Source organism: Bordetella flabilis (assembly GCF_001676725.1).
GTDB lineage: Bacteria > Pseudomonadota > Gammaproteobacteria > Burkholderiales > Burkholderiaceae_B > Bordetella_C > Bordetella_C flabilis.
Genome location: NZ_CP016172.1, coordinates 3,810,655 through 3,832,274 on the forward strand (window position 1 = coordinate 3,810,655; position 21,620 = coordinate 3,832,274).

Below are 21,620 nucleotides of genomic sequence, written 5' to 3' on the forward strand. Positions count from 1 at the left end.
AGGGCGGCGGATTGACGGCGACGAAAAAGCCTCAGGCCCCTGTCGCCTCTTTGCCCGGCGTCGCCTTCTTGCGCGGCGCCAACACCATGATCATCTGACGGCCTTCGAGCTTCGGCATCGATTCGACCAACGCCAATTCCGTCAAGTCGTCGCGCACCCGCTCAAGCACCCGCATACCCAATTCCTGGTGCGCCATTTCGCGGCCACGGAAACGCAGCGTCACTTTCGCCTTGTCGCCTTCTTCCAGGAAGCGCCGCAGATTGCGCAGCTTGACCTGATAGTCGCCCTCGTCGGTCGCCGGCCGGAACTTCACTTCCTTGACCTGGATGACCTTCTGCTTGGAACGAGCTTCGGCCTGGCGCTTCTGTTCCTGGTACTTGAACTTGCCGTAGTCCATCAGGCGGCAGACCGGCGGCTCGGCATTGGGCGCGATTTCCACCAGGTCGACGTCGCTTTGCTCCGCCAGGCGGAAAGCGTCGGCAATCTTCACGATGCCCAGTTGCTCTCCGTCCAGACCTATCAGACGCACCTCGGGAACACGAATTTCACCGTTGATGCGGTTGGCTTTTTCAGTGGCGATGTTGACAACTCCTAAAACGTTTACGAAACCTGCTCGGGACGGCCGATATCGCGCCGTTGTGCTACTTCTTGCGCAAGACGCGCGACAAAATCATCCAACGCAAGCGTTCCCAAGTCCAGCCCTCCGCGCGCGCGGACAGCGACCGACCCGGCGTCCCGCTCTTTGTCGCCTACGACCAGGATGTACGGGACCTTTTGCAGGCTGTGCTCCCTGATTTTATAAGTGATTTTTTCGCCACGCAAATCCGACTCTACCCTAAAGCCTTGTTTTTTCAGGGTTTGCGTGATTTCGGCAGCATAAGCCGCGGATGGGTCGGAAATACAGCACACGACGGCCTGCACAGGCGACAGCCAGGCGGGCATGGCGCCGGCGTGATTTTCCATCAACATCCCGATGAATCGTTCCAGGGATCCGAGGATGGCCCGGTGCAGCATCACGGGCGGCCTGCGCTGGTCGTCGGCGTCCACGTACTCGGCGCCCAGGCGCACGGGCATGGAGAAATCCACCTGCAGCGTACCGCACTGCCAGTGGCGGCCGATCGCGTCCTTCAGGGTGTATTCGATCTTGGGGCCATAGAAGGCGCCTTCCCCGGGTGAAATCTCGAATTCGCAACCGGTGCGCCGCAGGCTGTCCATGAGGGCCTGCTCAGCCGCATCCCAGGTCGCGTCGTCGCCGATGCGCTTTCCGGGACGGGTCGCCACCTTGTAGAGCACCTCTTCGAAGCCAAAATCCCGGTAAACCTTCTGCAGCAAGGCCGTGAAGTCGGCGCATTCGTCCTGCATCTGCGCTTCGGTGCAAAAGATGTGGCCATCGTCCTGGGTAAACCCGCGCACGCGCATCATGCCGTGCAGGGAGCCCGACGGCTCGTTGCGATGGCACTGGCCGAACTCGCCATAGCGCAAGGGCAGGTCGCGGTAGGAGTGCAGCGAGGAATTGAAAATCTGCACATGCCCCGGACAGTTCATGGGCTTCAGGCCGTAGACGCGGTTCTCCGACTCCGTCGTGAACATGTTTTCACGGTAGTTGTCCCAATGACCGGTCTTTTTCCATAGCGACAGATCGAGGATCTGCGGCCCCTTCACCTCCTGGTAGCCATTGTCGCGGTAGACGGCGCGCATGTACTGCTCCACCTGTTGCCACAACTGCCAGCCCTTGGGGTGCCAGAAAATCAGGCCGGGCGCCTCGTCCTGGAAATGGAAAAAATCGAGCTCGCGTCCCAGCTTGCGATGGTCACGCTTTTCGGCCTCTGCCAGCATGTGGAGGTACGCGTCCTGCTCTTCCTTGCTCGCCCAGGCAGTACCGTAGATGCGCTGGAGCATCTCGTTCTTGCTGTCGCCGCGCCAGTAGGCGCCCGCCACCTTCATCAGCTTGAAGACTTTCAGCTTGCCGGTGGAGGGGACGTGGGGCCCGCGGCAGAGGTCGATGAAATCGCCTTCGCGGTACAGGCTGATGGTTTCGTTCGACGGGATGGAGGCAATGATTTCGGCCTTGTACTTTTCGCCGATGCCATTGAAAAAGGCCACCGCGTCGTCGCGCTTCCATTCCTCGCGCGTGACCGGCTCGTCCTTGCGGGCGAGTTCGGCCATTTTCTTTTCAATGGCTTCCAGGTCTTCCGGCGTAAACGGGCGCTTGTACGAAAAATCGTAGTAGAAGCCATTGTCGATCACCGGACCGATCGTGACCTGCGCCTCGGGAAACAACGATTTCACCGCGTAGGCGAGCAGGTGCGCCGTGGAATGCCGGATCAGCTCAAGGCCATCCGGGTCCTTGGGGGTAACGATGCCCAGGCGGGCGTCCCGCTCGATGCGGAAGCTGGTGTCGACCAGACGAGGCTGCTCGCCATCGAAAGCCACCTTCCCACCGAGTGCCGCCCGGGCGAGCCCGGCCCCAATGGACTGCGCCACTTCGGCGACCGTGACAGGACCCGGAAATTCGCGACGCGAACCATCGGGCAAGGTGATCTGGACCATCTTAGGTTTCCTGAATAACAAGTAAAAAACGCGGCACGAGCCGCGTCTTCTGTGATTCTGCTTGGCGTTGCGATCCCCATCGGGGGGTTGCAAACGGAATGACGATCAACGCGGTTTCCGACAATGACTCCAGGTCGTAGTCGTTGTCCACGTTCGTACCAAAGGGAAAGCGTGCTCGGGGCGCATGGAAATCGGGACGGCGACCCGGGGGCCACCACAGCAATATCGTGACGAATTTTCCGATTGTATCACCGTTGGGGAGCAAAGCGCGCAGTGCTGTTACGGACAGCGGACCCTTGCCGGCAATGAAACCGATCCTGTCCACATTCATAAGCCCGGTCCTATTTTCTGTGAGGAATGGCTGACATGGAACTGCCCTCCCTAAACTCCGTAACCGCCCGCGGCCAGCGCCGCCCTTTCGTGAGCTGGCACGCCGCTGCGCCGCGCGTACGCATGGCCGGTTCCCCGCAAGCAAGGAAATGCATGACCATCGCCCGCTGTCTCCCTTCCCTGCCCCCAGCCGTCTCGCCGGTCCTCACATCGGGCGAACCGTCCGTACGGCGTTACCTGCTGACTTCCCGACCTCGCCACCGCATTCGCGTCTCCATACTGGACGACCACCCGGTCATCGCCCTCGGCATGGCTTCCTTCCTGCAGCACCAGGCCGATTTCGAAGTTGTCCATACCGAAACCTCTTCGGTCCGCTTCCTGGAAAGCCTCAAGCAGGTTCCCTGCGACGTCGCCATCGTGGACTTCTATCTGCCGCGGCAAACCTGGGAAGGCATCCACTTCATCAAGCGCATCCGGCGCCTGCATCCCGAACTTGTCATCATTACTTTCTCCGCGGGCAAGATCGTCGACACGGAGTACGCGGCGTTCAAGGCAGGGGCCAACGGCTACGTGCCCAAAGGCGAACGCCTGCCCTTCCTCGCCGACATGATCCGCCTTGCCGTCAATACGCCGCGCGCGTTCTACTCCTGCACCGACGGCCATGTGCACGATTGCCGTCCCAAGCGGCCGGAAGAACGGCTGACCAACGCGGAACTGGAGATCCTGCGCAACATCGCATTGGGCTTGTCGGTTACGCAGATCGCCGCCAAGCTGCTGCGCAGCAAGAAGACCATCAGCACGCACAAGCGCCGCGCCATGAAAAAGCTGGACCTCGCCGACGACCTGGCCCTGGCGCTGTATCTCAAAGAAAAGTTCGAGCAGTCCATCGGCGACTGAGATTGACGGCCCGGTACGATGGATCTTCGCCTGTGATGCTCGATGGGCGTACCCCGATACTCCTCGCCACGCTCGGCGCCATCCTGGCGCTGTTCGCTATCGCGACGCTGCTGTGGGCCCAATGGCGTATGCGTATCGTGCGGCACACGGCGGAGAAAGCGCGCACGGAAGCCATCCTGGCCCGGGAACGCGCCGAAGCCGCCGACTCCGCCAAGTCCGCCTTTCTCGCCACCGTCAGCCATGAGATCCGCACCCCGATGAATGGCGTCATCGGCGTACTCGACATCCTGCAGGACACCCCGCTCAGCACGGAGCAACAGCATTACCTCGACACCGCCATGCAGTCCGCGCGGCTGCTTCTGCGCGTAATCAACGACATCCTCGATTACGCCAAGATCGAAAGCGGCACACTGCAGCTGTGCGACGCCCCCTATGACTTCTACCGTGCCATGGAGAACATGGCGGAACTCTATCTTCCGCTGGCGCGCCGCAAGGGGCTCACGATGAGCGTCGCCGTCATGCCACATTTCGACCGGCGCCTCATTGGGGACGAAATCCGGATAAGCCAGGTGGTCGGCAACCTGCTGAGCAACGCGATCGCCTTCACCGAACGCGGCACCATCACCCTGTCGGCGCGGCGGCATCTGTCCACGCAGCGCGACGAAATCGAGATTGCCGTGCGCGATACCGGCGCGGGCATGTCCGAAGAATACCAACGCAGGCTGTTCTCCCCCTTCCACCAAGAGGACACGTCCACCACGCGGCGGCATGGCGGGACGGGCCTGGGCCTGTCCATCGTCAAGCATCTCGTCGAGCGCATGGGGGGCCGGATCGCGATTCATAGCCGCCGTGGACACGGCACGTGCGCCCGCATACGCATTCCGGCACGCTGGAACACGCAACGCATGACATGGCCGGACTACGCCAGCCACACGGCCGCCTTGCACCTTTCCAATGCGGCGCTCAAGCCCATGCTGATGGCCTGGTGCCGCAAGACAGGGATACGGACCCTGCCCGCGGACGCGCCGGCGGATATACGGATACTGACGGACGGCGGCGATGGCTTCTGGATCGCGACGCCGACAACGCGCCATGGTCCCCTGCATGCCCTCTACCCCTTTTTGCGCACACTGGAAGCGCTTTGGGTAACGCCGCGGTTGCTCGCGCCGCCAAAGTCCCCCACCCAAGGCGTCGACGGCGTCGACGGCGCCGCCACCACCGCTCCATCCTCGCCCACGCACCTGACCGACGAACCGCAATGCGCGCCGCCGGGCACCGTTGCGGACGGCTCCGGCAGGCATGCCGCCGCCCATGCGGCCCCCGCACGCGGCGCGTCCGATATCCTCCTGGTGGAGGACAACGAGATCAATCGCGATATCACCTTGCGGCAGCTGGCGTTGCTGGGCTGTAGCGCCTACGCCACCGAAGACGGCGAGGCCGGCTATACCGCATGGCTGGCCAACCGCCCCCGCATCATGCTGGTGGATTGCCACATGCCCCGGCTGGATGGCTATGACCTGGCCCGACGCATCCGTACACAAGAGATGATCAACGGTTGGCCCCGCACCGTTCTGATTGGCTTCAGCGCAAACGCAACGCAGTCGGACGCGCGGGCCTGCCTGGCCGCCGGCATGGACGACTACGTACCCAAACCCACCACGCGGGCAAAACTGCTGGATGCGCTTCGGCGCGCCCGCTTCCTGCCCGCCGCCGATACCTGCCCTCCTGCCCCGTGAGCCTGCAATGCCGCTACTGGACCTTGATACCTTGAACGAGCTTTATCCAGATCGGGAAGGACGACGCGATTTTCTCCAAAGGGCAAAAGACATTCTGGGCGCGGACCGGCGAGCGCTCCAGGACGCACTGGCGCGACATGCTTATGAGGAAAGCCATCATCTTGCCCACCGTCTGCAGGGAACGGCCTCCTTTCTCACCGGTGAACCCGAGCACTCCGCCGCGATTTTCGCGCCCCTTGGCGACGTGCTTGCACAGCGCCGGTTGACGGATACGGGAACACACGCGGCGCAAGCCAAGGTACTGGATCACCTGGCCGAGCTGGAAAAGGCCCTGCAGGAACAGCTCGCCGCAGATTGCGCGTGACCCCTCGCGGGGGCATCGCGGATCAGGACAGCAGCGCCAGCAAGGAAATGGCCGGAACGGGGTGTGAAAAAAGGCCACCCTGGGCAAGCTTCACGCCCTTTGCGCGCAAATAGGCAGCCTGTGTCTCGGTTTCGATTCCCTCGGCGATCAGGGCGACGCCCAGCCGCGCCCCCAGGGAAATGATCAGTTCCAGGACCGGGGCGTTGACAGCATCGGTATCGATCACGGACACAAAGCCCTGGGCGATTTTCAGATAGTCGACGGTGATCTTTTCCAGGCACGCAAGAGAGCTGTGGCCAGTCCCGAAGTCATCGATTGCGAAGGCCACGCCGATTGCCCGCAACGCGCGCATATTGCTCAGTACCCCCAACGTATCCGGCAAGCCTTTGCGCTCCGTCAGCTCGAATACCAGCTTGGGCGACGCGATCCTGAATCCGTGAAGAAAGCGCTCCACGTCGCCCACGAGTTCGCGCCGGCACAGATGTTCCGCATTGAGGTTCACGCTCAAATGGAAGTCAGGCGGCAACGCCGCCTCGGCCAGGTCCCGCTCGACCAGCCCCAGAAGATGTCGCGTCAAGCGCACGGCCAGGGCACTTTCCCCCACCAGGGGAAAAAAGAGTTCCGGCTGCACGATTCCGTAGACAGGATGCTGCCATCGCATCAACGCTTCCGCGCCGACGCAGGCACCGGTGCTCAGATCCACGATGGGTTGATACAAGACACAAAATTCCCGCCGGCGCATGCCGCGTCGGATCTCGGTAGCCATGGCGATACGCCGGGTGTTCAAGCGGTGGGCCAGATAGGCCAGCAGGGCGGACGCAATCGCCAGGAAAGGGATGTACTGCATCCAGAGCACGTCCCGATAGGAAACAAGGTGGGCGGCGCTGAGCGTGGCGGTGGCCTCGATCGGGTACAGGGCCGATGTGCGCATGAGGGTCACACCGCCATCGTCCGGAGGCGGCGGCCGCCATTCCTGCACGCCTCCCGCGCCCAGGGCATAGCCGGCTCCGATGCGCAATTGCACGGCGTACCGTCCTTCCTGGTCGGCTGCATCGATGATGTCATGCAGGTACTGGCCATCGACGCTGGCCAATACGCCGCGCCCTTCGTCCAGGCCCAGGAAGACGAACAATGCCGGACGCGTCTTGACCAACGGCGTTCCACGCACGATCGACAGCGTGATACCCGGCGGCAGCTTGTTCATGCCCGAAACCAGTTCGGAGAGCGGCCGATCCTGCTTGCCTCCAACCGAGGAGCAGTACAGCACATTGCCGGCGATCAATCCCACCGATCGAAAATAAGGGCGTAGCGAACCCGCTTCGTGGATCTGCCCGAAGGCCTCTCCGCAGGGCATGCCGGCCAGCGGATCGATTTCGATCGCCACGCGTATGGCATGCTCGACGATATTCTCAGACTGGGAGATCACCAGATTGTCCACCACTCGAAGCTGGTCTTCGGCCCGGCGCTCAGCCTGGTGATGGATGACGGGAACGGCAAGTACAAATGGCAACGCGACAGCCATGAGCGCATAGAGCATCTGCCATATGGAAAAGCGCGCTCGCTGCGCTGAACGATGCACGAATAAGCCTCTCACTTCCGGACTTGGATCACGTCGAAACCATGCATTACCGGGGAGTGCCATGCACGAGACGTAGACCCGGATTCTGAATAGGCGGCTGTGTCCCGCCTGTAGTCCGCCTTATAAAAGCGGACCATTTCCGATTCCGGACGGAGCGGCACTGGCCGCGACCCGCCCGGATGGCATACCCGGTTGCCGGCCCGCCCATGCACGCCGATGACCGTGCATATGGCGGTGCGGCAGCGGAAAAGGCCAATACACGCTGGTTATAGAAGCACAGTCGGCGAAAGAGAAGTAACGGGCATGGCGGACGCTGGCGGAGGCTTCGGTGTGCCGACGATCTCGATCGCCACCGACCAGTTGCGCGCCAAAGCACCGCTATTGCCCCTTACCTTGGTGGAGATCAGGTCGGCCGGAATACCGTTGTTCTGGAGATATTCGCGTGCCGCTCTCGCATGCGGACGGGCGAATTCCTTGAAGACCGGCGCATATGCCTTGATCTCCACGCGTTCCAGATTGAGGTTCCTGGCTTTGCTGATGATTTCATCAAGCTTCTGGCGAATCTCGCCGTCGATCTTCTCCACCTTGGCGGGAAAATTACCGATAACCGTGGTTTCGGTCATGGAGGCCGGCGGCGCGGCGCGCGCCACACGCGTCGGCTGATACGCCCCGAACGCATCGAGCACCACCGAATGCCCCATGCTGGGAATCGAAGCAGGCGGGGCAGCGAACGGCTGTGGCGCGACACCGCAAGGTGGTGTGATATTCATATTCATGGCTTACCTCCGTAATCTGATCGGGAACGAGGCGGAAACGCCTCGCCGAGCAGATTGCGGGAAAGGTGGCTCAGAATGCCGACGTGGATTGCAGTATCGGACCCATGCCGATGCCCCCGTGGCGATTGCGACGGTCGCGGCGCGCAGGAAGGGGTTATACCGGCAAGGACTGCCGGGGGCTCGACGGATGCGGATTACGCACGCTTGCTGACAAGCATGCTGTCGATGTAGGCCATGCCCTGGTTCAGCCCTTCTTCCAGCGCACGGCTCTCCGACCGGACACCGGGCGGCGTCAATCGGTCGAGGGATATCCATGTCCTCTCGCTGCTGTCGTAGGATTCGGCGGTGATGCGGACTTCAGCGGCGTACTCGCTCGGCCCAGGCCGACCGAGACTTTCATGGACAGAGATTTCAACGAAGTAGTGCCGGTACTCGACTTCGTATCGCTCCATGGTCATTCTCCAGTACCCCGCGGATCGTACAGCGCCGCGGCGATAAGTCGCAACAGCCGGCGGCGCCGGCCCGGCATCCGGCCCTGGGACGCCACAGTTCCGGAACGGAGTAACGGGGTCCAGCCCACCCCGGTTACAGGTCCAATCCGGATTTTTCGCCAAATGCGAACGCAAAAAAACCCGCGGGCTACAGGGCTTGCGCGGGTTCCAGCGGCGAGTGTGCTGGATGGTGCCCAGACACTGCTTGATGTATTCGGTGGTAGGCGGTATTGGAATCGAACCAACGACCTCTACGATGTCAACGTAGCGCTCTAACCAGCTGAGCTAACCGCCTGCAAAGAAGGAAGATTATATAGGGTCCGCAAAATCGATGTCAAATGCGGGCCACTGCTTCACCTGTAGCCGGGGCGGTTGAGGGGGCTGGAGCCTGCCGGTCATTTCGTGTCGGAATCTGCCTGGCGCACGGCCTGCAGGAAAGCGCGGATACGAGCATGGGATTTCAGCCCGGGCGATTCCTCCACGCCGCTGCTTACGTCCACAGCCCAGGGGCGCAGGGCCGTCACGGCGGCGCCCACGTTCTGCGGATCCAGGCCGCCCGAGAGAATGAGTGCAGCGCCATGAGGATCGGCACGCACCTCGCTCAGCAGGGCATGTTCGAAGGACAATCCGCTGCCGCCATAGCCGGCCGTGTAGCTGTCGAACAGCCATCCGGCCGCGCCATGGAAAGCGGCACAGGTCTGCCCCAGGCGTGCCGGCGTATCGGCCCCCGGGCCGCCGACGCGGAAGGCTTTCAGGTACCGCTTTCCATGGCGCTCGCAATCCTCGGGCGTCTCTTCGCCATGGAACTGCAGCAGATCGGGACCGACGGTGTCCAGCACCTGACGGACCGTCTGGTCGTCCGGGTTGACGAACAGCGCCACCACGTCGACGAAGGCCGGGACGGCACGACGCAAACGAGCCGCTTGCTCAAGCGACACATGGCGCTTGCTCTTGGGATAGAAAATGAGGCCGACCGCATCGGCGCCTGCATCGATCGCTGTCGCGATGTCTTCAGGCCGGGTCATGCCACAGATCTTGACGCGGGTACGCATGGTGGTGGAATCGTGGGACAAGGGTGCAGTTTAACGCCGCAGGCGATACGCCGGCATTGCAGGCCCGGCCCGTCGGCTCGCCCCATCCCGTTGTGCCGTCCTCGGCGCAGAAGGGTTGTTCGAATCCGGCACGACCGGTGGTGGCGGCGCGCCGGCGCCGCAGTGAAGACGCCCCACGCTCAGGCGAATGGTGCCAGCAGATGGCGCCGGCCGTCCAGGTCCGCGAGACCGAACTCGGGGGCGTACTCGATCGCCGACAGATAAAGCCCGTCCGGCGCGAAGGTCGGAGCACCCCGCGTGCGGTCGCGGTCGCGCAGCAGTTGCCCCATCCATTGCGGGGCCTGCCGGCCCTGCCCGACCTGGAGCAGCGCCCCCATGATGTTGCGCACCATGTGGTGCAGGAATGCATTGGCGCGCAAGGTGAACACCAGGAAGGGCCCGCGCGCCTCGATATCGAGCTGGGTCAACGTGCGGATGGGGTGTCGCGCCTGGCATTGGGAGGACCGGAAGCTGCTGAAGTCGTGTTCCCCCAGCAGGTGAGCGGCCGCATCGCGCATCGCGGCCACGTCGAGCGGCTGAAAGCACCAGCCCGCCCGCCCCGCCCATAATGCGGGCCTGACGCGGTCGTTCCACAACAGGTAGGTGTAGGTACGCGACAGGGCCGAGAACCGCGCATGGAAGGCGTCAGGCACCGGCTGGGCCCAACGCACCGCCACGCTGGAAGGCAGCAAGGCGTTCAGGCCGCGCACCCACGATTCAGGGCGACGCCGCGCGTCGGTGTCCAGATGTATGACCTGCATGGCGGCATGGACGCCCGCATCGGTACGCCCCGCACAGACGGTGGCCGCAGGCGCGGCGAGGAATTGTCCAAGCGCCGCTTCCAACTGGTCCTGCACGGTACGGTGGTGCGGCTGCGTCTGCCATCCCTGCCAGCTCGCCCCGTCATAGGCCAGGCCGAGGGCCAGGCGAGGCATATTCAGGGCCGCAGGACGCCAGGGCGTCGCGCCACGTCGTCCTTGGGCGGTTCGTCCAGGTCCAGATTGATACCTTCAAGCCGGCGATCGATGGCGCCTTCGTCGATTTCGGACATGTACAGTTCTTCGTCGAGGTCGTCCTGGTCTTCTTCACGGCGGGCTGCGGCGCGCCGCAGCAACCACGCGATCACGAAAGCGATAAGGGCGAGAACCGCGGTGAGCACGATCAGCAGGTTATCCGAGAGCCATGCAGGCAGTCCGGATGCCGGTCCCTGGGCATCGGCCGGCGAAGTGGTCGTGGCGCCGGAGTCGGCCCCCGGCTCCAGGCTGGCGGTCGGCCCCGTACCGGCGCCCGTACCTGCACCTGCCTCCGTACCTTTGGCGCCGCCCGGCGTCGCCGGCGACGGGATGCCCGTCGCGGCGTCTTTCGACGGCGCGATACCTGTACCGCCGGTTTGGGCGGGTGCGCCCCCAGGCGCAGCGTTTGTCGAACCCGGCGTACCCGCAACCCCGGCGCTGCCGCCCAATGCCGAGGCATCGCTCGCCAATCCCGGCGCGGTCGAGGTCGAGCCTGCGCCGCTTGCCGGCGCCGCCGGGGTGGCCGTGATGCCGGTGCCACTGCTGCGGGCGGCGTTGTCCCGACCCGCGGGCGCATTGCTGTCCGCAGGGGCGCCGGCCGCGGTGCCCGCAGGAGCACTGTTCGCCGGGCTGCCGCCTTGCGCAGCCGCCGGGCCGGAAGCTCCGCCGCTGCCCGAGGCGTTGCTGCCGGCGGGGGCGGCGGAGCCGGTGCCATCCGCGGCGGGATTGCTACTCGGGCTTGCCTTGCCGGGCCCAACACCGTTGGCCGCAGCGCCGCCGGTTGCGGGATTGCCGCCGGCGGTTGCCGCGCTGGAACCCGCTCCGCCGGACGGTAGCGGCGCCGTGGCATCGCTTCCCTGGCCTGCGGCGGCCATATCGCCGCTACGGCCGGCCCCTGCCTGTCCACCACCGATCGCGGGCCCCGGCAGCCCCGCCGTTGCCGGCTGGCCGTTGCCGGACGCCGGCGTACCACCGCCCTGCCCCTGATTCGCGGCAAGCGCCGCGTTCAGATCCTTAACGTTGCGTTCGAGCTCGGCGACGCGGGACTCGGCATCCTGCGTGGCCCGGGCAATGGAGACCTCGGCATCGCCCCTGGCCTGCGCCTGTGCCTGTGGATCGCCCTGGCCCGGCTCCCCACTGGACAACCGGACGCGATCCTGCGTGGTGGGCGCGGGCGGCGCGGCGGGCGCGGAAGCGCCGACCTGTCCGCCGGCCGACGGCGCTGCGGCAGCCGCGGCACCTTGCGCCGCGGCCCCTGCCAGGCTTGCGCGATAGCGCGCATAGGCCTCAGCCTGCTCGATGAAAATGCGCCGCGCTTCCGCCGGGTCGATGGCCCGTACCGTTGCTGCGTCGGGCACCGTCAACGTCACGCCAGCCTTCACCAGATTCATATTGTTCTGGATGAAGGCTTGGGGATTCGCGCGCCACAGCGCGACCAGCATCTGGTAGATGGTGGCATCGGGCACCGCCCGGCTCTGCGCGATGCCGTACAAGGTATCGCCGGAACGTACCGACACGGCACCGGTACCGGTGCCACGCCCCGTCCGGGCGCCCGAGCCAACCACGGCCTGCGAGGTCAGACCCGGAAAACCTCCCGCGGTCTGCATGACGCTGAGCTGGACCTGGCGCTGGCCCGCACTGGTACCGATATCCAACAATAGGTCGACGGCCGAACCCGTTGCGGCTTCGGGTGAGGTGATCCGCAGATTCCGGCGCGCCGGGTTTCCCGCCCCTTCCAACCGCAGCGTGATGCTGGACAAGGGCACGGGCGGGGTCACGCCAGCGCGCTGCCACGCCGCGGGGTCCGCCAGCGTCGCCATGAGGGAACGTTGCTCGTCCGGGCTCAAGTCCGCGATGCCGACCAGGACCTCGAGCGGCGCATTCGGCGCCGAAACGACGCGGCTATGGGCCAGACGCAGCGCGTGCGCCGGGGTACTCGCGGCGCAGGCGAGCGCCAGCGCGACCGCGAGGCGCGTGGCGTGCCGGCTCGGTTTGGAAGAAAGGCGCAGCGTGCGTAGCGTCATAAGCCTGTTTTTCCGCTAAGGGCGGGCAGTACCGCATTGAAAAGTGTAACGCACCGACGAGCTTGCTGAAACAATAAGGGCACCTGGGGTGCCCTTTGTGGCCGCGCGCCACTGATCGCCGGTGCCGGGAAGAACGTCAGGCGTGGTCCAGGGCAATACGCAGCATGCGGCGCAGCGGTTCCGCCGCGCCCCACAGGAGCTGGTCACCCACGGTGAATGCGCTCAGGTATTGCGGGCCCATGGACAACTTGCGCAGTCTCCCGACGGGAATATCGAGCGTGCCGGTCACGGCCACCGGCGTCAGCGCCTTGACCGTTTCTTCCTTGGTATTCGGAATCACGCGTGCCCACTGGGTGCCGCTGGCGATCATGCCGGCGATTTCGTCCAGCGGCACATCCCGCTTGAGCTTGATAGTCAACGCCTGGCTGTGGCAGCGCATCGCGCCGATCCGCACGCACAGGCCATCCACGGGGATGGCCGGCGTGTCGAAGCCGGCGCCGCGGCCCAGGATCTTGTTGGTTTCCGCACCGCCCTTCCATTCTTCGCGCGATATGCCGTCGCCCAGGTCCTTGTCGATCCAGGGGATAAGGCTGCCGGCAAGCGGAACTCCGAAATGCTCGTGCGGCAAGGCGTCGTCCTTCTGCTTGCCCAGCACTCCACGATCGATATCCAGAATGGCCGAGGCCGGATCGTCGAGCAGCGGCTTCACGGCCTCGTTCAGGTGGCCGAACTGCGTCAGCAGCTCGCGCATATGCTGAGCGCCGCCGCCGGACGCGGCCTGGTAGGTCATGGACGTCATCCACTCCACCAGGTCATTGTGGAAGAGACCGGCCAGGCCCATAAGCATGCAACTGACCGTGCAGTTGCCGCCGATGAAGTCGCGCACGCCCCGCTTCAGCGCGGCGTCGATTACCGGGCGATTGACCGGATCGAGGACGATGATGGCGTCCTCCGCCATGCGCAGCGTGCTGGCGGCGTCGATCCACAGGCCCTTCCAGCCCGCCTGCCGCAGCTTGGGGTAGACCGCGCTGGTGTAGTCGCCGCCTTGCGCGGTGACGATAATGGGCAATTTCTTGAGCGCATCGACGTCGTAGGCATCCTGCAGCGCGCCCGCGCCCTCCGCCCATTTGGGGGCGGCGGCACCTGCGTTGCTGGTGGAGAAGAAGACCGGTTCGATCAGCGCGAAGTCATTCTCTTCACGCATGCGTTGCATAAGTACCGATCCAACCATGCCGCGCCAACCGACGAGGCCCACTGCGTTGCTCATTTCCGTACGCTCTTGATGTCAGGGATCTGGGGAAGGGGAAACCGGGGTAGCGAGAAACCGTCCTGAAAAAGGATTTTCTTCCGGCAAACCGACAATTTATCAGAAACAGCACGTCCACCCCTCCGCGCCGGGAGGGGTGGACGCGTCCGCAACCGCAAATGACGGCTTTTTACGACGCCAGTGCCTTCAGCACAGCGTCGCCCATCTCGGCCGTGCTGGCCTTGCTGGTGCCCGGCTCGTAGATGTCCGCGGTGCGCAGGCCGCTGGCCAGCACCGCGCGCACCGCGGTTTCGATGCGCTCGGCCTGGGGGGCCAGGTCGAGCGAGTAACGCAACATCATGGCAGCCGACAGGATGGTCGCCAGCGGGTTGGCGATGCCCTTGCCCGCGATGTCCGGCGCCGAACCGTGGCTGGGCTCGTACAGGCCCTGCCCATCCGCGTTCAGCGATGCCGAGGGCAACATGCCGATGGAGCCGGTCAACATGGCGGCTTCGTCGGACAGGATGTCGCCGAACATATTGCCGGTGACGATGACATCGAACTCGCGCGGCGCACGGACGAGCTGCATGGCAGCATTGTCGACGTACATGTGGGACAACGCGACATCGGGATATTCCCGGCCGACCTCGGTCACGATTTCCCGCCACAGCTGCGAGGTTTCCAGCACATTGGCCTTGTCCACGCTGCACAGCTTGCGGTTGCGCTTGCGCGCCGCCTCGAAACCGATACGCGCGATACGGCGCACCTCCGGCTCGCTATAGCGCATGGTGTCGTAGCCCTCGCGCTCGCCCGCGAAGTTGCCATCCGGTGCGCTGCGCACGCCGCGCGGCGTCCCGAAATAGATATCGCCGGTGAGCTCACGCACGATCAGGATATCCAGGCCGGACACCACTTCCGGCTTGAGCGACGAAGCGTTGGCCAGTTCGGGATAGAGGATGGCCGGACGCAGGTTGGCAAACAGCGAGAGCGACTTGCGCAGGCCCAGCAGCGCCTGCTCCGGCCGGAACTGCCGCGGCAGGCTGTCGTACTTCCAATCGCCCACCGCGCCGAACAGCACGGCGCGGGCGCTCTGCGCTAGCGCCAGCGTGGCAGGTGGAAGCGGGTGCTCGAATCGATCGAACGCGGCCCCGCCGACGGGGGCCTGTTCGATCGCCAGATCCAGCTTGAGCGCACCGAGAACGCGCACGGCCTGTTCGATGATCTCGGGACCAATACCGTCGCCAGGGAGGACTGCAATTTTGTGGGTCATCAATGCTTCCAGAAAAAATCAGCGCGGCGCCGTTATACCAGCGTCCGGCTTTGCAGCCAGGGATGGCGCGCCAGGCGTTCCGCTTCGAAAGCCCGGATCTTGTCGGACTGCCGCAGCGTCAGCGCGATATCGTCGTAGCCGTTGACCAGGCAATACTTGCGGAACGGCTCGATATCGAAGGAAATCGAGCGGCCTTCCGCGGTCACGACGACCTGTTGCTCCAGGTCGATGCGCAGCTTGTAGCCGGGAAAAGCCTTCACCTCATCGAACAGGCGCGCCACGTCGAGTTCCGACAGGACGACGGGAAGCAAGCCGTTCTTGAAGCTGTTGTTGAAGAAGATGTCGGCGTAGGACGGCGCGATGATGGCGCGAAAGCCGTACTGCTGCAGGGCCCATGGTGCATGCTCGCGGCTGGAACCGCAGCCGAAGTTCTTGCGCGCCAGCAGGATCGACGCCCCTTGGTACCGCGGCTGGTTCAACACGAAATCCGGGTTCAACGGCCGCTTGCTGTTGTCCATGCCCGGCTCGCCATGGTCCAGGTAGCGGATTTCATCGAACAGGTTCGGCCCGAAACCCGAGCGCTTGATGGACTTCAGGAACTGCTTCGGAATGATGAGGTCGGTGTCGACGTTCTGGCGGTCCAGCGGGGCGACCAGGCCCTCGTGATGGGTAAATGGTTGCATGATCTTTAGCGGAAATTCCGAACGTCAACGAAATGGCCGGCGATCGCCGCCGCGGCCGCCATGGCGGGGCTGACCAGGTGCGTACGGCCGCCCTGGCCCTGCCTGCCCTCGAAATTGCGATTCGACGTGGAGGCGCAACGTTCGCCCGGCTCCAATCGGTCCGCGTTCATCGCCAGGCACATGGAACAGCCCGGCTCGCGCCATTCGAAGCCGGCATCACGGAAGATGCGGTCCAGCCCTTCGCGTTCGGCCTGTTGCTTGACCAGGCCGGAGCCCGGTACGACCATGGCCTGCTTCACGTTGGAAGCCACGCGCTTGCCGCGCGCCACCGCGGCGGCGGCGCGCAGGTCTTCGATGCGCGAGTTGGTGCAAGAGCCGATGAAGACGCGATCGACCCGGATGTCGGTAATCGGCGTGTTGGGTTTGAGCCCCATGTATTGCAGGGCGCGCTCCATACCGTCACGACGCACATCGTCCTTTTCGCGGTCGGGATCGGGCACGCGGCTGTCGACCGACAGCACCATCTCCGGCGAGGTGCCCCACGTGACCTGCGGCTGGATCTGGCGCGCGTCGACTTCGACCACGCGATCGAATTTCGCGCCTTCGTCGGTATGCAGGGTGCGCCAATAATGGACGGCCTGGTCCCACAGCGCACCCACGGGCGCGAACGGACGGCCGCGGAAATACTCGATGGTCTTGTCATCGACGGCGACCATGCCGGAGCGAGCGCCCGCCTCGATGGCCATATTGCACACCGTCATGCGTCCTTCGACGGACAGGCTGCGCACAGCGGACCCGGCAAACTCGATCGCATGGCCCGTACCGCCGGCCGTGCCGATGATGCCGATCACATGCAGCACGAGATCCTTGGCCGTACAGCCGAAAGGCAGTTCGCCTTCGACCTTGATCAGCATGCTTTTGCTTTTCTTCATCAGCAGCGTCTGGGTAGCCAGCACGTGCTCGACCTCGGAAGTGCCGATGCCGAAGGCCAGCGCGCCGACGGCGCCATGCGTGCTGGTGTGCGAATCGCCACAGACCACCGTCATGCCGGGCAAGGTCGCGCCCTGCTCCGGCCCGATGACGTGAACGATGCCCTGGCGCAGGTCGTTCATCTTGAATTCGGTAATACCGTACTTGCCGCAGTTGTCGTCCAGCGTATCGACCTGAAGCCGCGACACGGGATCGCTGATGCCCTGCACGCGGTTGAGCGTCGGCACATTGTGATCGGCCACCGCCAGATTGGCGTCGATGCGCCAGGGCTTGCGACCGGCCAGCGACAGGCCTTCGAATGCCTGCGGGCTGGTGACTTCATGAAGCAGGTGCCGGTCGATATACAGCAGACAGGTACCGTCGGATTCCTGATGGACGACGTGTGCGTCCCAGAGTTTGTCGTAAAGGGTTTGGGCCATGAAACTCACCACGGAGACAGCGGGAGTCGCGATTATGCGCGTGCTCCGAACCTGGTACAACGGCACCAGGAACACTATTACTGGCAGTACCATGTTTGGACACACGGTGAAGGCGGATCGGCCCGGGGTGACGCCGGCGGCGGCGGTCGCCGGCAGCGGTGACCGACTGTCGGCAGTCAGCCGGTCAGCCGATCCATGGCGGGTCAGCCTGCCCCGGTAGCCATCACCATGCGGCCACGCCCCCTGGCCGCTGCGCCACGCCGCGGCACGGCCCCGCGGGCCGGCTCCCTTGCGCTGCTACTTCTTGGCTGTGGCCTGCTGATACAGCGGCATGACCTGCTGCGAGGCCGCCTGTAGATCGGCAATGCGGGACTCGGCCGAGGGGTGCGTGGAGAGGATCTCCGGCGGGGCGTTGCCCTGCGCGGCGGCGCCCATCTTGCGCCACAGGGTAACTGCAGCCGATGGGTCGTAGCCGGCCCGCGCCGCCAACTCCACGCCCATGCGGTCGGCTTCGGTTTCGTGCGTGCGGCTATTCGGCAGCGTGAACATGACGTCGGTCAGCTTGCCGCCCAGATCGGAAGCCGCGTTCGACCCCGTCACTACCGACAGAACCGACAGACCGACACTGGTCGCCATCTGCTGCGACACCCGCTCGCGCGCATGTTCGCGCAACGCATGGGCAATCTCGTGGCCCATGACGGCCGCCAGTTCGGCATCGGTGGGCTTGATCTGGTCGAGCAGGCCGGTATAGACCGCCATCTTGCCGCCCGGCATGCACCACGCATTGACTTCGTTCATGGTCAGCACGTGGACTTCCCAGTTCCACGAGGTGGCATCGGGGCGGAACACGCCGACCTGGGCGATGAGGCGCTGTGCGATGCCACGCACGCGGGCTACCTGCTGCGCATTCACGTCCAGCAGGTTCTTCGCCTTGGCCTGGGACAGGATGGATGCGTACTGCTGGTCCGACTCCTGCTGCAGGGCCTGGGACGATACGAGGCTGGACATGTATTGCGTCCGCTCGACCCCAACCGCGCCGCCTCCCGTCGTCTGCACCGTGCTGCAACCCGCCAGCACGACCACTGCCAATACCGCGGCCCCAAGGACGCCATGGGCCCGCCTTCTGCGATGGATCATGTTTGCTCCTCTGCTGTGGTGATGTCGCGTTCCGGCACGATGCCTCGGACGGCGCTGCGCGGCTATTGGCCGCACTGGCCACGGTGCCGCAAGGCGTGGTCTATGAGCACCAGCGCCAGCAACGCCTCGGCGATCGGGGTGGCTCGGATGCCGACGCAGGGGTCGTGGCGCCCCAGCGTCTGTACGGTCGTGGGCGCTCCTGCGCGGTCGATGGACCGCCGCTCGATGCGTATGCTCGATGTCGGCTTGATGGCCAGCGACACGGTCACCGCCTGCCCCGTGGAGATGCCGCCCAGGACACCCCCGGCATGGTTGCTGGCAAAACCGTCTGGCGTGATCTCGTCGCCGTGCTCGGAGCCGCGCTGCGCCACGCAGTCGAATCCGGCGCCGATCGACACCCCCTTGACGGCATTCAAACCCATCATGGCGTGGGCGATGTCTGCGTCCAGGCGGTCGTACAGCGGCTCGCCCCACCCCGCGGGAACATTTTCCGCCACCACTTCGATGCGCGCGCCGACCGAGTCGCCATCGCGCCGCAACTGGTCCATGTACGCTTCAAGCTCCGGCACGACCTCGGCATTCGGGGCGTAGAAGGGGTTTTGCGCGACTTCGTCCCAACTCTGGAAGGGGATTGCGATGGGGCCGAGCTGGCTCATATAGCCCCTGATCCGCACGCCATGTTGCGCGTCGAGCCATTTCTTGGCAATCGCGCCGGCCGCCACCGTGGGTGCGGTCAGGCGAGCGGAGGACCTGCCGCCACCGCGCGGATCGCGCGCGCCATACTTGCGAAAATAGGTGTAGTCGGCATGCCCGGGACGGAACGTATCGGCCAGGTTCGCATAGTCCTTGCTGCGGGCGTCCGTGTTGCGGATCAGGAGGCCTATCGGCGTCCCGGTGGTCTGCCCTTCGAAGACGCCCGACAGGATCTCGACCTGGTCGGCTTCCTGGCGCTGGGTGACGTGCCGCGACGTACCGGGGCGGCGGCGGTCGAGCTCAAGCTGGATGTTCTCGGCCGTCAGGGCCAAGCCCGGCGGGCAACCGTCGATGACGCAGCCGATGGCCGGGCCGTGGGATTCGCCGAAGTTGGTGACGCAGAAAAGCTTGCCTAATGTATTGCCGGACATGATCTTTTTGCACAAAGCGCACAAGGTGGGAGCTGAGCCGGATTATGACATTGCCGCATGTCGTAGCGGGGACGACGTTAAAGAGCGACAGAAGTTGCATACAAAGAGACAGTAAGCAATAAAGAGCCCAAACTCGGCAATGCGATGTGATTATTCGTTGTTGATAGGACCTAGTTCCGGACTCAAAATGCTAACCCACTGAAAATCCCAGATGCTTTTTGTATCAGACCGCGTTTTATAGTGCCGCGCGGTGCCGCAACGACGTCTTTTCGCGCGCCTACCCTGCCGGGACCCGGTAAAGTTCCGGGCCGATCCGCTCCGTTGCGTTGCGCTCACCATCCTCGAAGGAGAGAGACTGCATGTACGATCGCTTGCCCGGGCAGCCTACCACAGCGCCCGTCGCGACCCGTGCCGCCCCGCCCGGCTGGCCAGGCAGTGGTGGCGCCAGGTGCGCCCCCCCGGCCTGACCGGCTGGTCGCCTCTCCACGCGACACGATGACGCAGCCGCCGCCGACGAAGGCCAAGGCGTCCGATATTCCACAGGACGACAACTGGCACGCTCCCGCTCCGGGGCCCCGGAGGCGCGGGCTCGCCATCGCCTTGACCAGCCTGCTCGCGGCGATGGTGACCCTGGCGATACTGGCCGGCTCGACCTTGTTCGCGCAGGCCCGCCTGGCATCCCAGCCGGGCGGCGAGGACGCGGGACTGTTCAGTTATCGACTGGTTGCACAAATGAACCGCTTGATCGCGGGTGCGCAGACCGCAGGTAACGGCGGGGATCCGCGCGAGTTCGTGCAGCGGCTGCAGGCGCTTTCCACCTTCGTCAATCCAGGCACCGCCGAAAGCGCGCCCGGCGTGGCCCTGGTCCGCGCCGCGCCGGCAGGGCAAGCCGACATGCAGATGCTGGACGAACGGCTCAAGGCCTGGCGTGAAGCCACGGAGACCGGCGACCCCGCCCGCATCCGCGCCGCCGCGCAGGACCTGGCCAGCCACGCGGAAGAAGCCCGCCTGCTGGCGGACCGCATCGCGGGGGTGGTGCACCAGGCACAACGCGGTACGGCGAACCGCCACAAGGGCGCCTTGCTGGACGGCTTCGGGCGCCTGCAGTGGGCGTTCGCGGGCTTGCTGGGCTGCAGTGGCATCCTTGCCATCTGGCTGCTGGTGCTCAACCGGCATGCGCGCCATTTCAACCAGCGCATGGCGCAGGCCAATGCACGGCTGGAGTCGGCCGTGGCCCACCGTACGCGCCAGCTCGTCTGGCTGGCCAATACGGATCCATTGACCGGGCTGAAGAACCGGCGTGCGTTCATGGAGACGGCCGAGGCCCAGATTCTGCAATGCCGTCGCTATCCGCACCCGCTCGCCGCCCTGCTCATCGATATCGACCACTTCAAGTCCATCAATGACCGCTACGGCCATCATGTCGGCGACCAGGCCATACGGCGCGTCACCGACACCATCACGAACACCCTGCGCGACAGCGACATCATCGGCCGCTTCGGCGGCGAAGAGTTCGCGGTCCTGATGCCGCACACCGATCTGCCGGCCGCGCTCGTGGCCGCCGAACGCCTGCGCCAGGCCGTGGCCGGGATGAAAATCGGCCTGCTGGAGGGCGGACCGCTCAGCATGACGATCTCGCTGGGCCTGGCGATGCACGAGCCGGGCGTCTCCCTGGATACGCTGTTGATGCGGGCCGATATGGCGCTGTATCGCGCCAAGAGCGGCAGCCGCAACCGGGTGGAAGTCTACGGGCGCGAGCGCGAGGAAATCGCGCAATAACGGCGCCAGCGCGCGCATACCCCACGCCGGCCCGCTCGAAGGGCGGTCACACACGGCGCAAGTTCCACTCCGCGCACGCGAAATCGCCCTACACTATGCGCGATTTTTCCCATGATTTGGG

Annotated in this window: 20 protein-coding genes and 1 tRNA gene; 5 read left to right on the forward strand and 16 right to left on the reverse strand. The window is 64.7% G+C overall.

The window, feature by feature from the left end; genetic code table 11:
- Positions 1-31: 31 nt before the first annotated feature.
- Genes infC through BAU07_RS27185 form a run of 3 tightly spaced genes read right to left on the reverse strand, consistent with a single transcriptional unit; the run spans position 32 to position 2,881 of the window.
- Positions 32-580: a translation initiation factor IF-3 gene (gene infC / locus BAU07_RS16765; RefSeq protein ID WP_066659750.1), complete on the reverse strand. Its 549-nt coding sequence runs from the start codon at positions 578-580 to the stop codon at positions 32-34.
- Positions 581-600: 20 nt separating this feature from the next.
- Positions 601-2,550 (reverse strand): threonine--tRNA ligase, encoded by a 1,950-nt coding sequence (gene thrS / locus BAU07_RS16770; protein ID WP_066659752.1) that lies wholly within the window; start codon positions 2,548-2,550, stop codon positions 601-603.
- Between the two features lies 1 nt (position 2,551).
- Positions 2,552-2,881, reverse strand: a complete 330-nt coding sequence (locus BAU07_RS27185) for a hypothetical protein (RefSeq protein WP_157122270.1) — start codon at positions 2,879-2,881, stop codon at positions 2,552-2,554.
- A gap of 152 nt (positions 2,882-3,033) precedes the next feature.
- Between BAU07_RS27185 and BAU07_RS16775 the strand changes: the two genes are divergently transcribed.
- The 3 genes from BAU07_RS16775 to BAU07_RS27190 are packed head-to-tail and all read left to right on the forward strand — an operon-like array spanning position 3,034 to position 5,877.
- The gene (locus BAU07_RS16775) at positions 3,034-3,777 is read left to right on the forward strand and encodes a response regulator transcription factor (protein ID WP_066659756.1); all 744 of its coding nucleotides are present in this window, start codon (positions 3,034-3,036) and stop codon (positions 3,775-3,777) included.
- A 35-nt stretch (positions 3,778-3,812) separates the two neighbouring features.
- Complete coding sequence (locus BAU07_RS16780) at positions 3,813-5,513, forward strand: ATP-binding protein (protein ID WP_066659758.1); 1,701 nt, start codon at positions 3,813-3,815, stop codon at positions 5,511-5,513.
- A 7-nt stretch (positions 5,514-5,520) separates the two neighbouring features.
- Complete coding sequence (locus BAU07_RS27190) at positions 5,521-5,877, forward strand: hypothetical protein (protein ID WP_157122274.1); 357 nt, start codon at positions 5,521-5,523, stop codon at positions 5,875-5,877.
- A 22-nt stretch (positions 5,878-5,899) separates the two neighbouring features.
- Here BAU07_RS27190 and BAU07_RS16785 read toward each other — a convergent pair whose 3' ends face one another.
- Positions 5,900-7,303 (reverse strand): EAL domain-containing protein, encoded by a 1,404-nt coding sequence (locus BAU07_RS16785; RefSeq protein WP_198168812.1) that lies wholly within the window; start codon positions 7,301-7,303, stop codon positions 5,900-5,902.
- On the opposite strand from BAU07_RS16785, the gene BAU07_RS27385 reads away from it, so the two are divergent.
- On the forward strand, positions 7,271-7,447 hold the full coding sequence (locus BAU07_RS27385) for a hypothetical protein (RefSeq protein WP_198168813.1): 177 nt from the start codon (positions 7,271-7,273) through the stop codon (positions 7,445-7,447). The two genes, BAU07_RS16785 and BAU07_RS27385, sit on opposite strands and share 33 nt — an antisense overlap.
- Before the next feature lie 275 nt (positions 7,448-7,722).
- Here the strand turns inward: BAU07_RS27385 and BAU07_RS16790 are convergent, their stop codons facing one another.
- The 12 genes from BAU07_RS16790 to aroC form a co-directional block, all read right to left on the reverse strand.
- Positions 7,723-8,232 (reverse strand): OmpA family protein, encoded by a 510-nt coding sequence (locus tag BAU07_RS16790; protein ID WP_157122276.1) that lies wholly within the window; start codon positions 8,230-8,232, stop codon positions 7,723-7,725.
- Between the two features lie 194 nt (positions 8,233-8,426).
- Positions 8,427-8,684 (reverse strand): hypothetical protein, encoded by a 258-nt coding sequence (locus tag BAU07_RS16795; protein WP_066659767.1) that lies wholly within the window; start codon positions 8,682-8,684, stop codon positions 8,427-8,429.
- Between the two features lie 257 nt (positions 8,685-8,941).
- Positions 8,942-9,018 (reverse strand) — tRNA-Val (locus tag BAU07_RS16800).
- Positions 9,019-9,118: 100 nt separating this feature from the next.
- Positions 9,119-9,775, reverse strand: coding sequence for a phosphoribosylanthranilate isomerase (locus BAU07_RS16805; protein WP_066659769.1), 657 nt, complete (start codon positions 9,773-9,775; stop codon positions 9,119-9,121).
- 179 nt (positions 9,776-9,954) lie between these two features.
- Positions 9,955-10,749, reverse strand: a complete 795-nt coding sequence (gene truA, locus BAU07_RS16810; protein WP_066659771.1) for a tRNA pseudouridine(38-40) synthase TruA — start codon at positions 10,747-10,749, stop codon at positions 9,955-9,957.
- 2 nt (positions 10,750-10,751) lie between these two features.
- The gene (locus tag BAU07_RS16815; RefSeq protein ID WP_066659772.1) at positions 10,752-12,851 is read right to left on the reverse strand and encodes a FimV/HubP family polar landmark protein; all 2,100 of its coding nucleotides are present in this window, start codon (positions 12,849-12,851) and stop codon (positions 10,752-10,754) included.
- A gap of 136 nt (positions 12,852-12,987) precedes the next feature.
- Entirely contained in the window at positions 12,988-14,118 is a 1,131-nt protein-coding gene (gene asd, locus BAU07_RS16820) for an aspartate-semialdehyde dehydrogenase (RefSeq protein ID WP_066659774.1), read from the reverse strand.
- Positions 14,119-14,287: 169 nt separating this feature from the next.
- Positions 14,288-15,367, reverse strand: coding sequence for a 3-isopropylmalate dehydrogenase (gene leuB / locus BAU07_RS16825; protein ID WP_066659776.1), 1,080 nt, complete (start codon positions 15,365-15,367; stop codon positions 14,288-14,290).
- Positions 15,368-15,399: 32 nt separating this feature from the next.
- Positions 15,400-16,050, reverse strand: a complete 651-nt coding sequence (gene leuD, locus BAU07_RS16830) for a 3-isopropylmalate dehydratase small subunit (protein ID WP_066659778.1) — start codon at positions 16,048-16,050, stop codon at positions 15,400-15,402.
- Positions 16,051-16,055: 5 nt separating this feature from the next.
- The gene (gene leuC, locus BAU07_RS16835; protein WP_066659783.1) at positions 16,056-17,459 is read right to left on the reverse strand and encodes a 3-isopropylmalate dehydratase large subunit; all 1,404 of its coding nucleotides are present in this window, start codon (positions 17,457-17,459) and stop codon (positions 16,056-16,058) included.
- Positions 17,460-17,756: 297 nt separating this feature from the next.
- Complete coding sequence (locus BAU07_RS16840; protein ID WP_066659784.1) at positions 17,757-18,596, reverse strand: M48 family metallopeptidase; 840 nt, start codon at positions 18,594-18,596, stop codon at positions 17,757-17,759.
- Between the two features lie 62 nt (positions 18,597-18,658).
- Entirely contained in the window at positions 18,659-19,720 is a 1,062-nt protein-coding gene (gene aroC, locus BAU07_RS16845; protein ID WP_066659787.1) for a chorismate synthase, read from the reverse strand.
- Positions 19,721-20,215: 495 nt separating this feature from the next.
- Between aroC and BAU07_RS16850 the strand changes: the two genes are divergently transcribed.
- Positions 20,216-21,499, forward strand: coding sequence for a GGDEF domain-containing protein (locus BAU07_RS16850; RefSeq protein WP_066659789.1), 1,284 nt, complete (start codon positions 20,216-20,218; stop codon positions 21,497-21,499).
- Positions 21,500-21,620 lie beyond the last annotated feature (121 nt).

Bases quoted from the DNA above. Each gene is read 5' to 3' on its own strand.
- thrS (WP_066659752.1), bottom strand. From the start codon at position 2,550: ATGGTCCAGATCACCTTGCCCGATGGTTCGCGTCGCGAATTTCCGGGT.
- leuC (WP_066659783.1), bottom strand. From the start codon at position 17,459: ATGGCCCAAACCCTTTACGACAAACTCTGGGACGCACACGTCGTCCAT.
- BAU07_RS16780 (WP_066659758.1), top strand. From the start codon at position 3,813: ATGCTCGATGGGCGTACCCCGATACTCCTCGCCACGCTCGGCGCCATC.
- BAU07_RS16805 (WP_066659769.1), bottom strand. From the start codon at position 9,775: ATGCGTACCCGCGTCAAGATCTGTGGCATGACCCGGCCTGAAGACATC.
- BAU07_RS16840 (WP_066659784.1), bottom strand. From the start codon at position 18,596: ATGATCCATCGCAGAAGGCGGGCCCATGGCGTCCTTGGGGCCGCGGTA.
- BAU07_RS27190 (WP_157122274.1), top strand. From the start codon at position 5,521: ATGCCGCTACTGGACCTTGATACCTTGAACGAGCTTTATCCAGATCGG.
- asd (WP_066659774.1), bottom strand. From the start codon at position 14,118: ATGAGCAACGCAGTGGGCCTCGTCGGTTGGCGCGGCATGGTTGGATCG.
- BAU07_RS16815 (WP_066659772.1), bottom strand. From the start codon at position 12,851: ATGACGCTACGCACGCTGCGCCTTTCTTCCAAACCGAGCCGGCACGCC.
- truA (WP_066659771.1), bottom strand. From the start codon at position 10,749: ATGCCTCGCCTGGCCCTCGGCCTGGCCTATGACGGGGCGAGCTGGCAG.
- BAU07_RS16790 (WP_157122276.1), bottom strand. From the start codon at position 8,232: ATGAATATGAATATCACACCACCTTGCGGTGTCGCGCCACAGCCGTTC.
- BAU07_RS16850 (WP_066659789.1), top strand. From the start codon at position 20,216: ATGACGCAGCCGCCGCCGACGAAGGCCAAGGCGTCCGATATTCCACAG.
- BAU07_RS16775 (WP_066659756.1), top strand. From the start codon at position 3,034: ATGACCATCGCCCGCTGTCTCCCTTCCCTGCCCCCAGCCGTCTCGCCG.
- leuB (WP_066659776.1), bottom strand. From the start codon at position 15,367: ATGACCCACAAAATTGCAGTCCTCCCTGGCGACGGTATTGGTCCCGAG.
- leuD (WP_066659778.1), bottom strand. From the start codon at position 16,050: ATGCAACCATTTACCCATCACGAGGGCCTGGTCGCCCCGCTGGACCGC.
- BAU07_RS27185 (WP_157122270.1), bottom strand. From the start codon at position 2,881: ATGAATGTGGACAGGATCGGTTTCATTGCCGGCAAGGGTCCGCTGTCC.
- BAU07_RS16795 (WP_066659767.1), bottom strand. From the start codon at position 8,684: ATGGAGCGATACGAAGTCGAGTACCGGCACTACTTCGTTGAAATCTCT.
- aroC (WP_066659787.1), bottom strand. From the start codon at position 19,720: ATGTCCGGCAATACATTAGGCAAGCTTTTCTGCGTCACCAACTTCGGC.
- BAU07_RS27385 (WP_198168813.1), top strand. From the start codon at position 7,271: ATGCTCGACGATATTCTCAGACTGGGAGATCACCAGATTGTCCACCAC.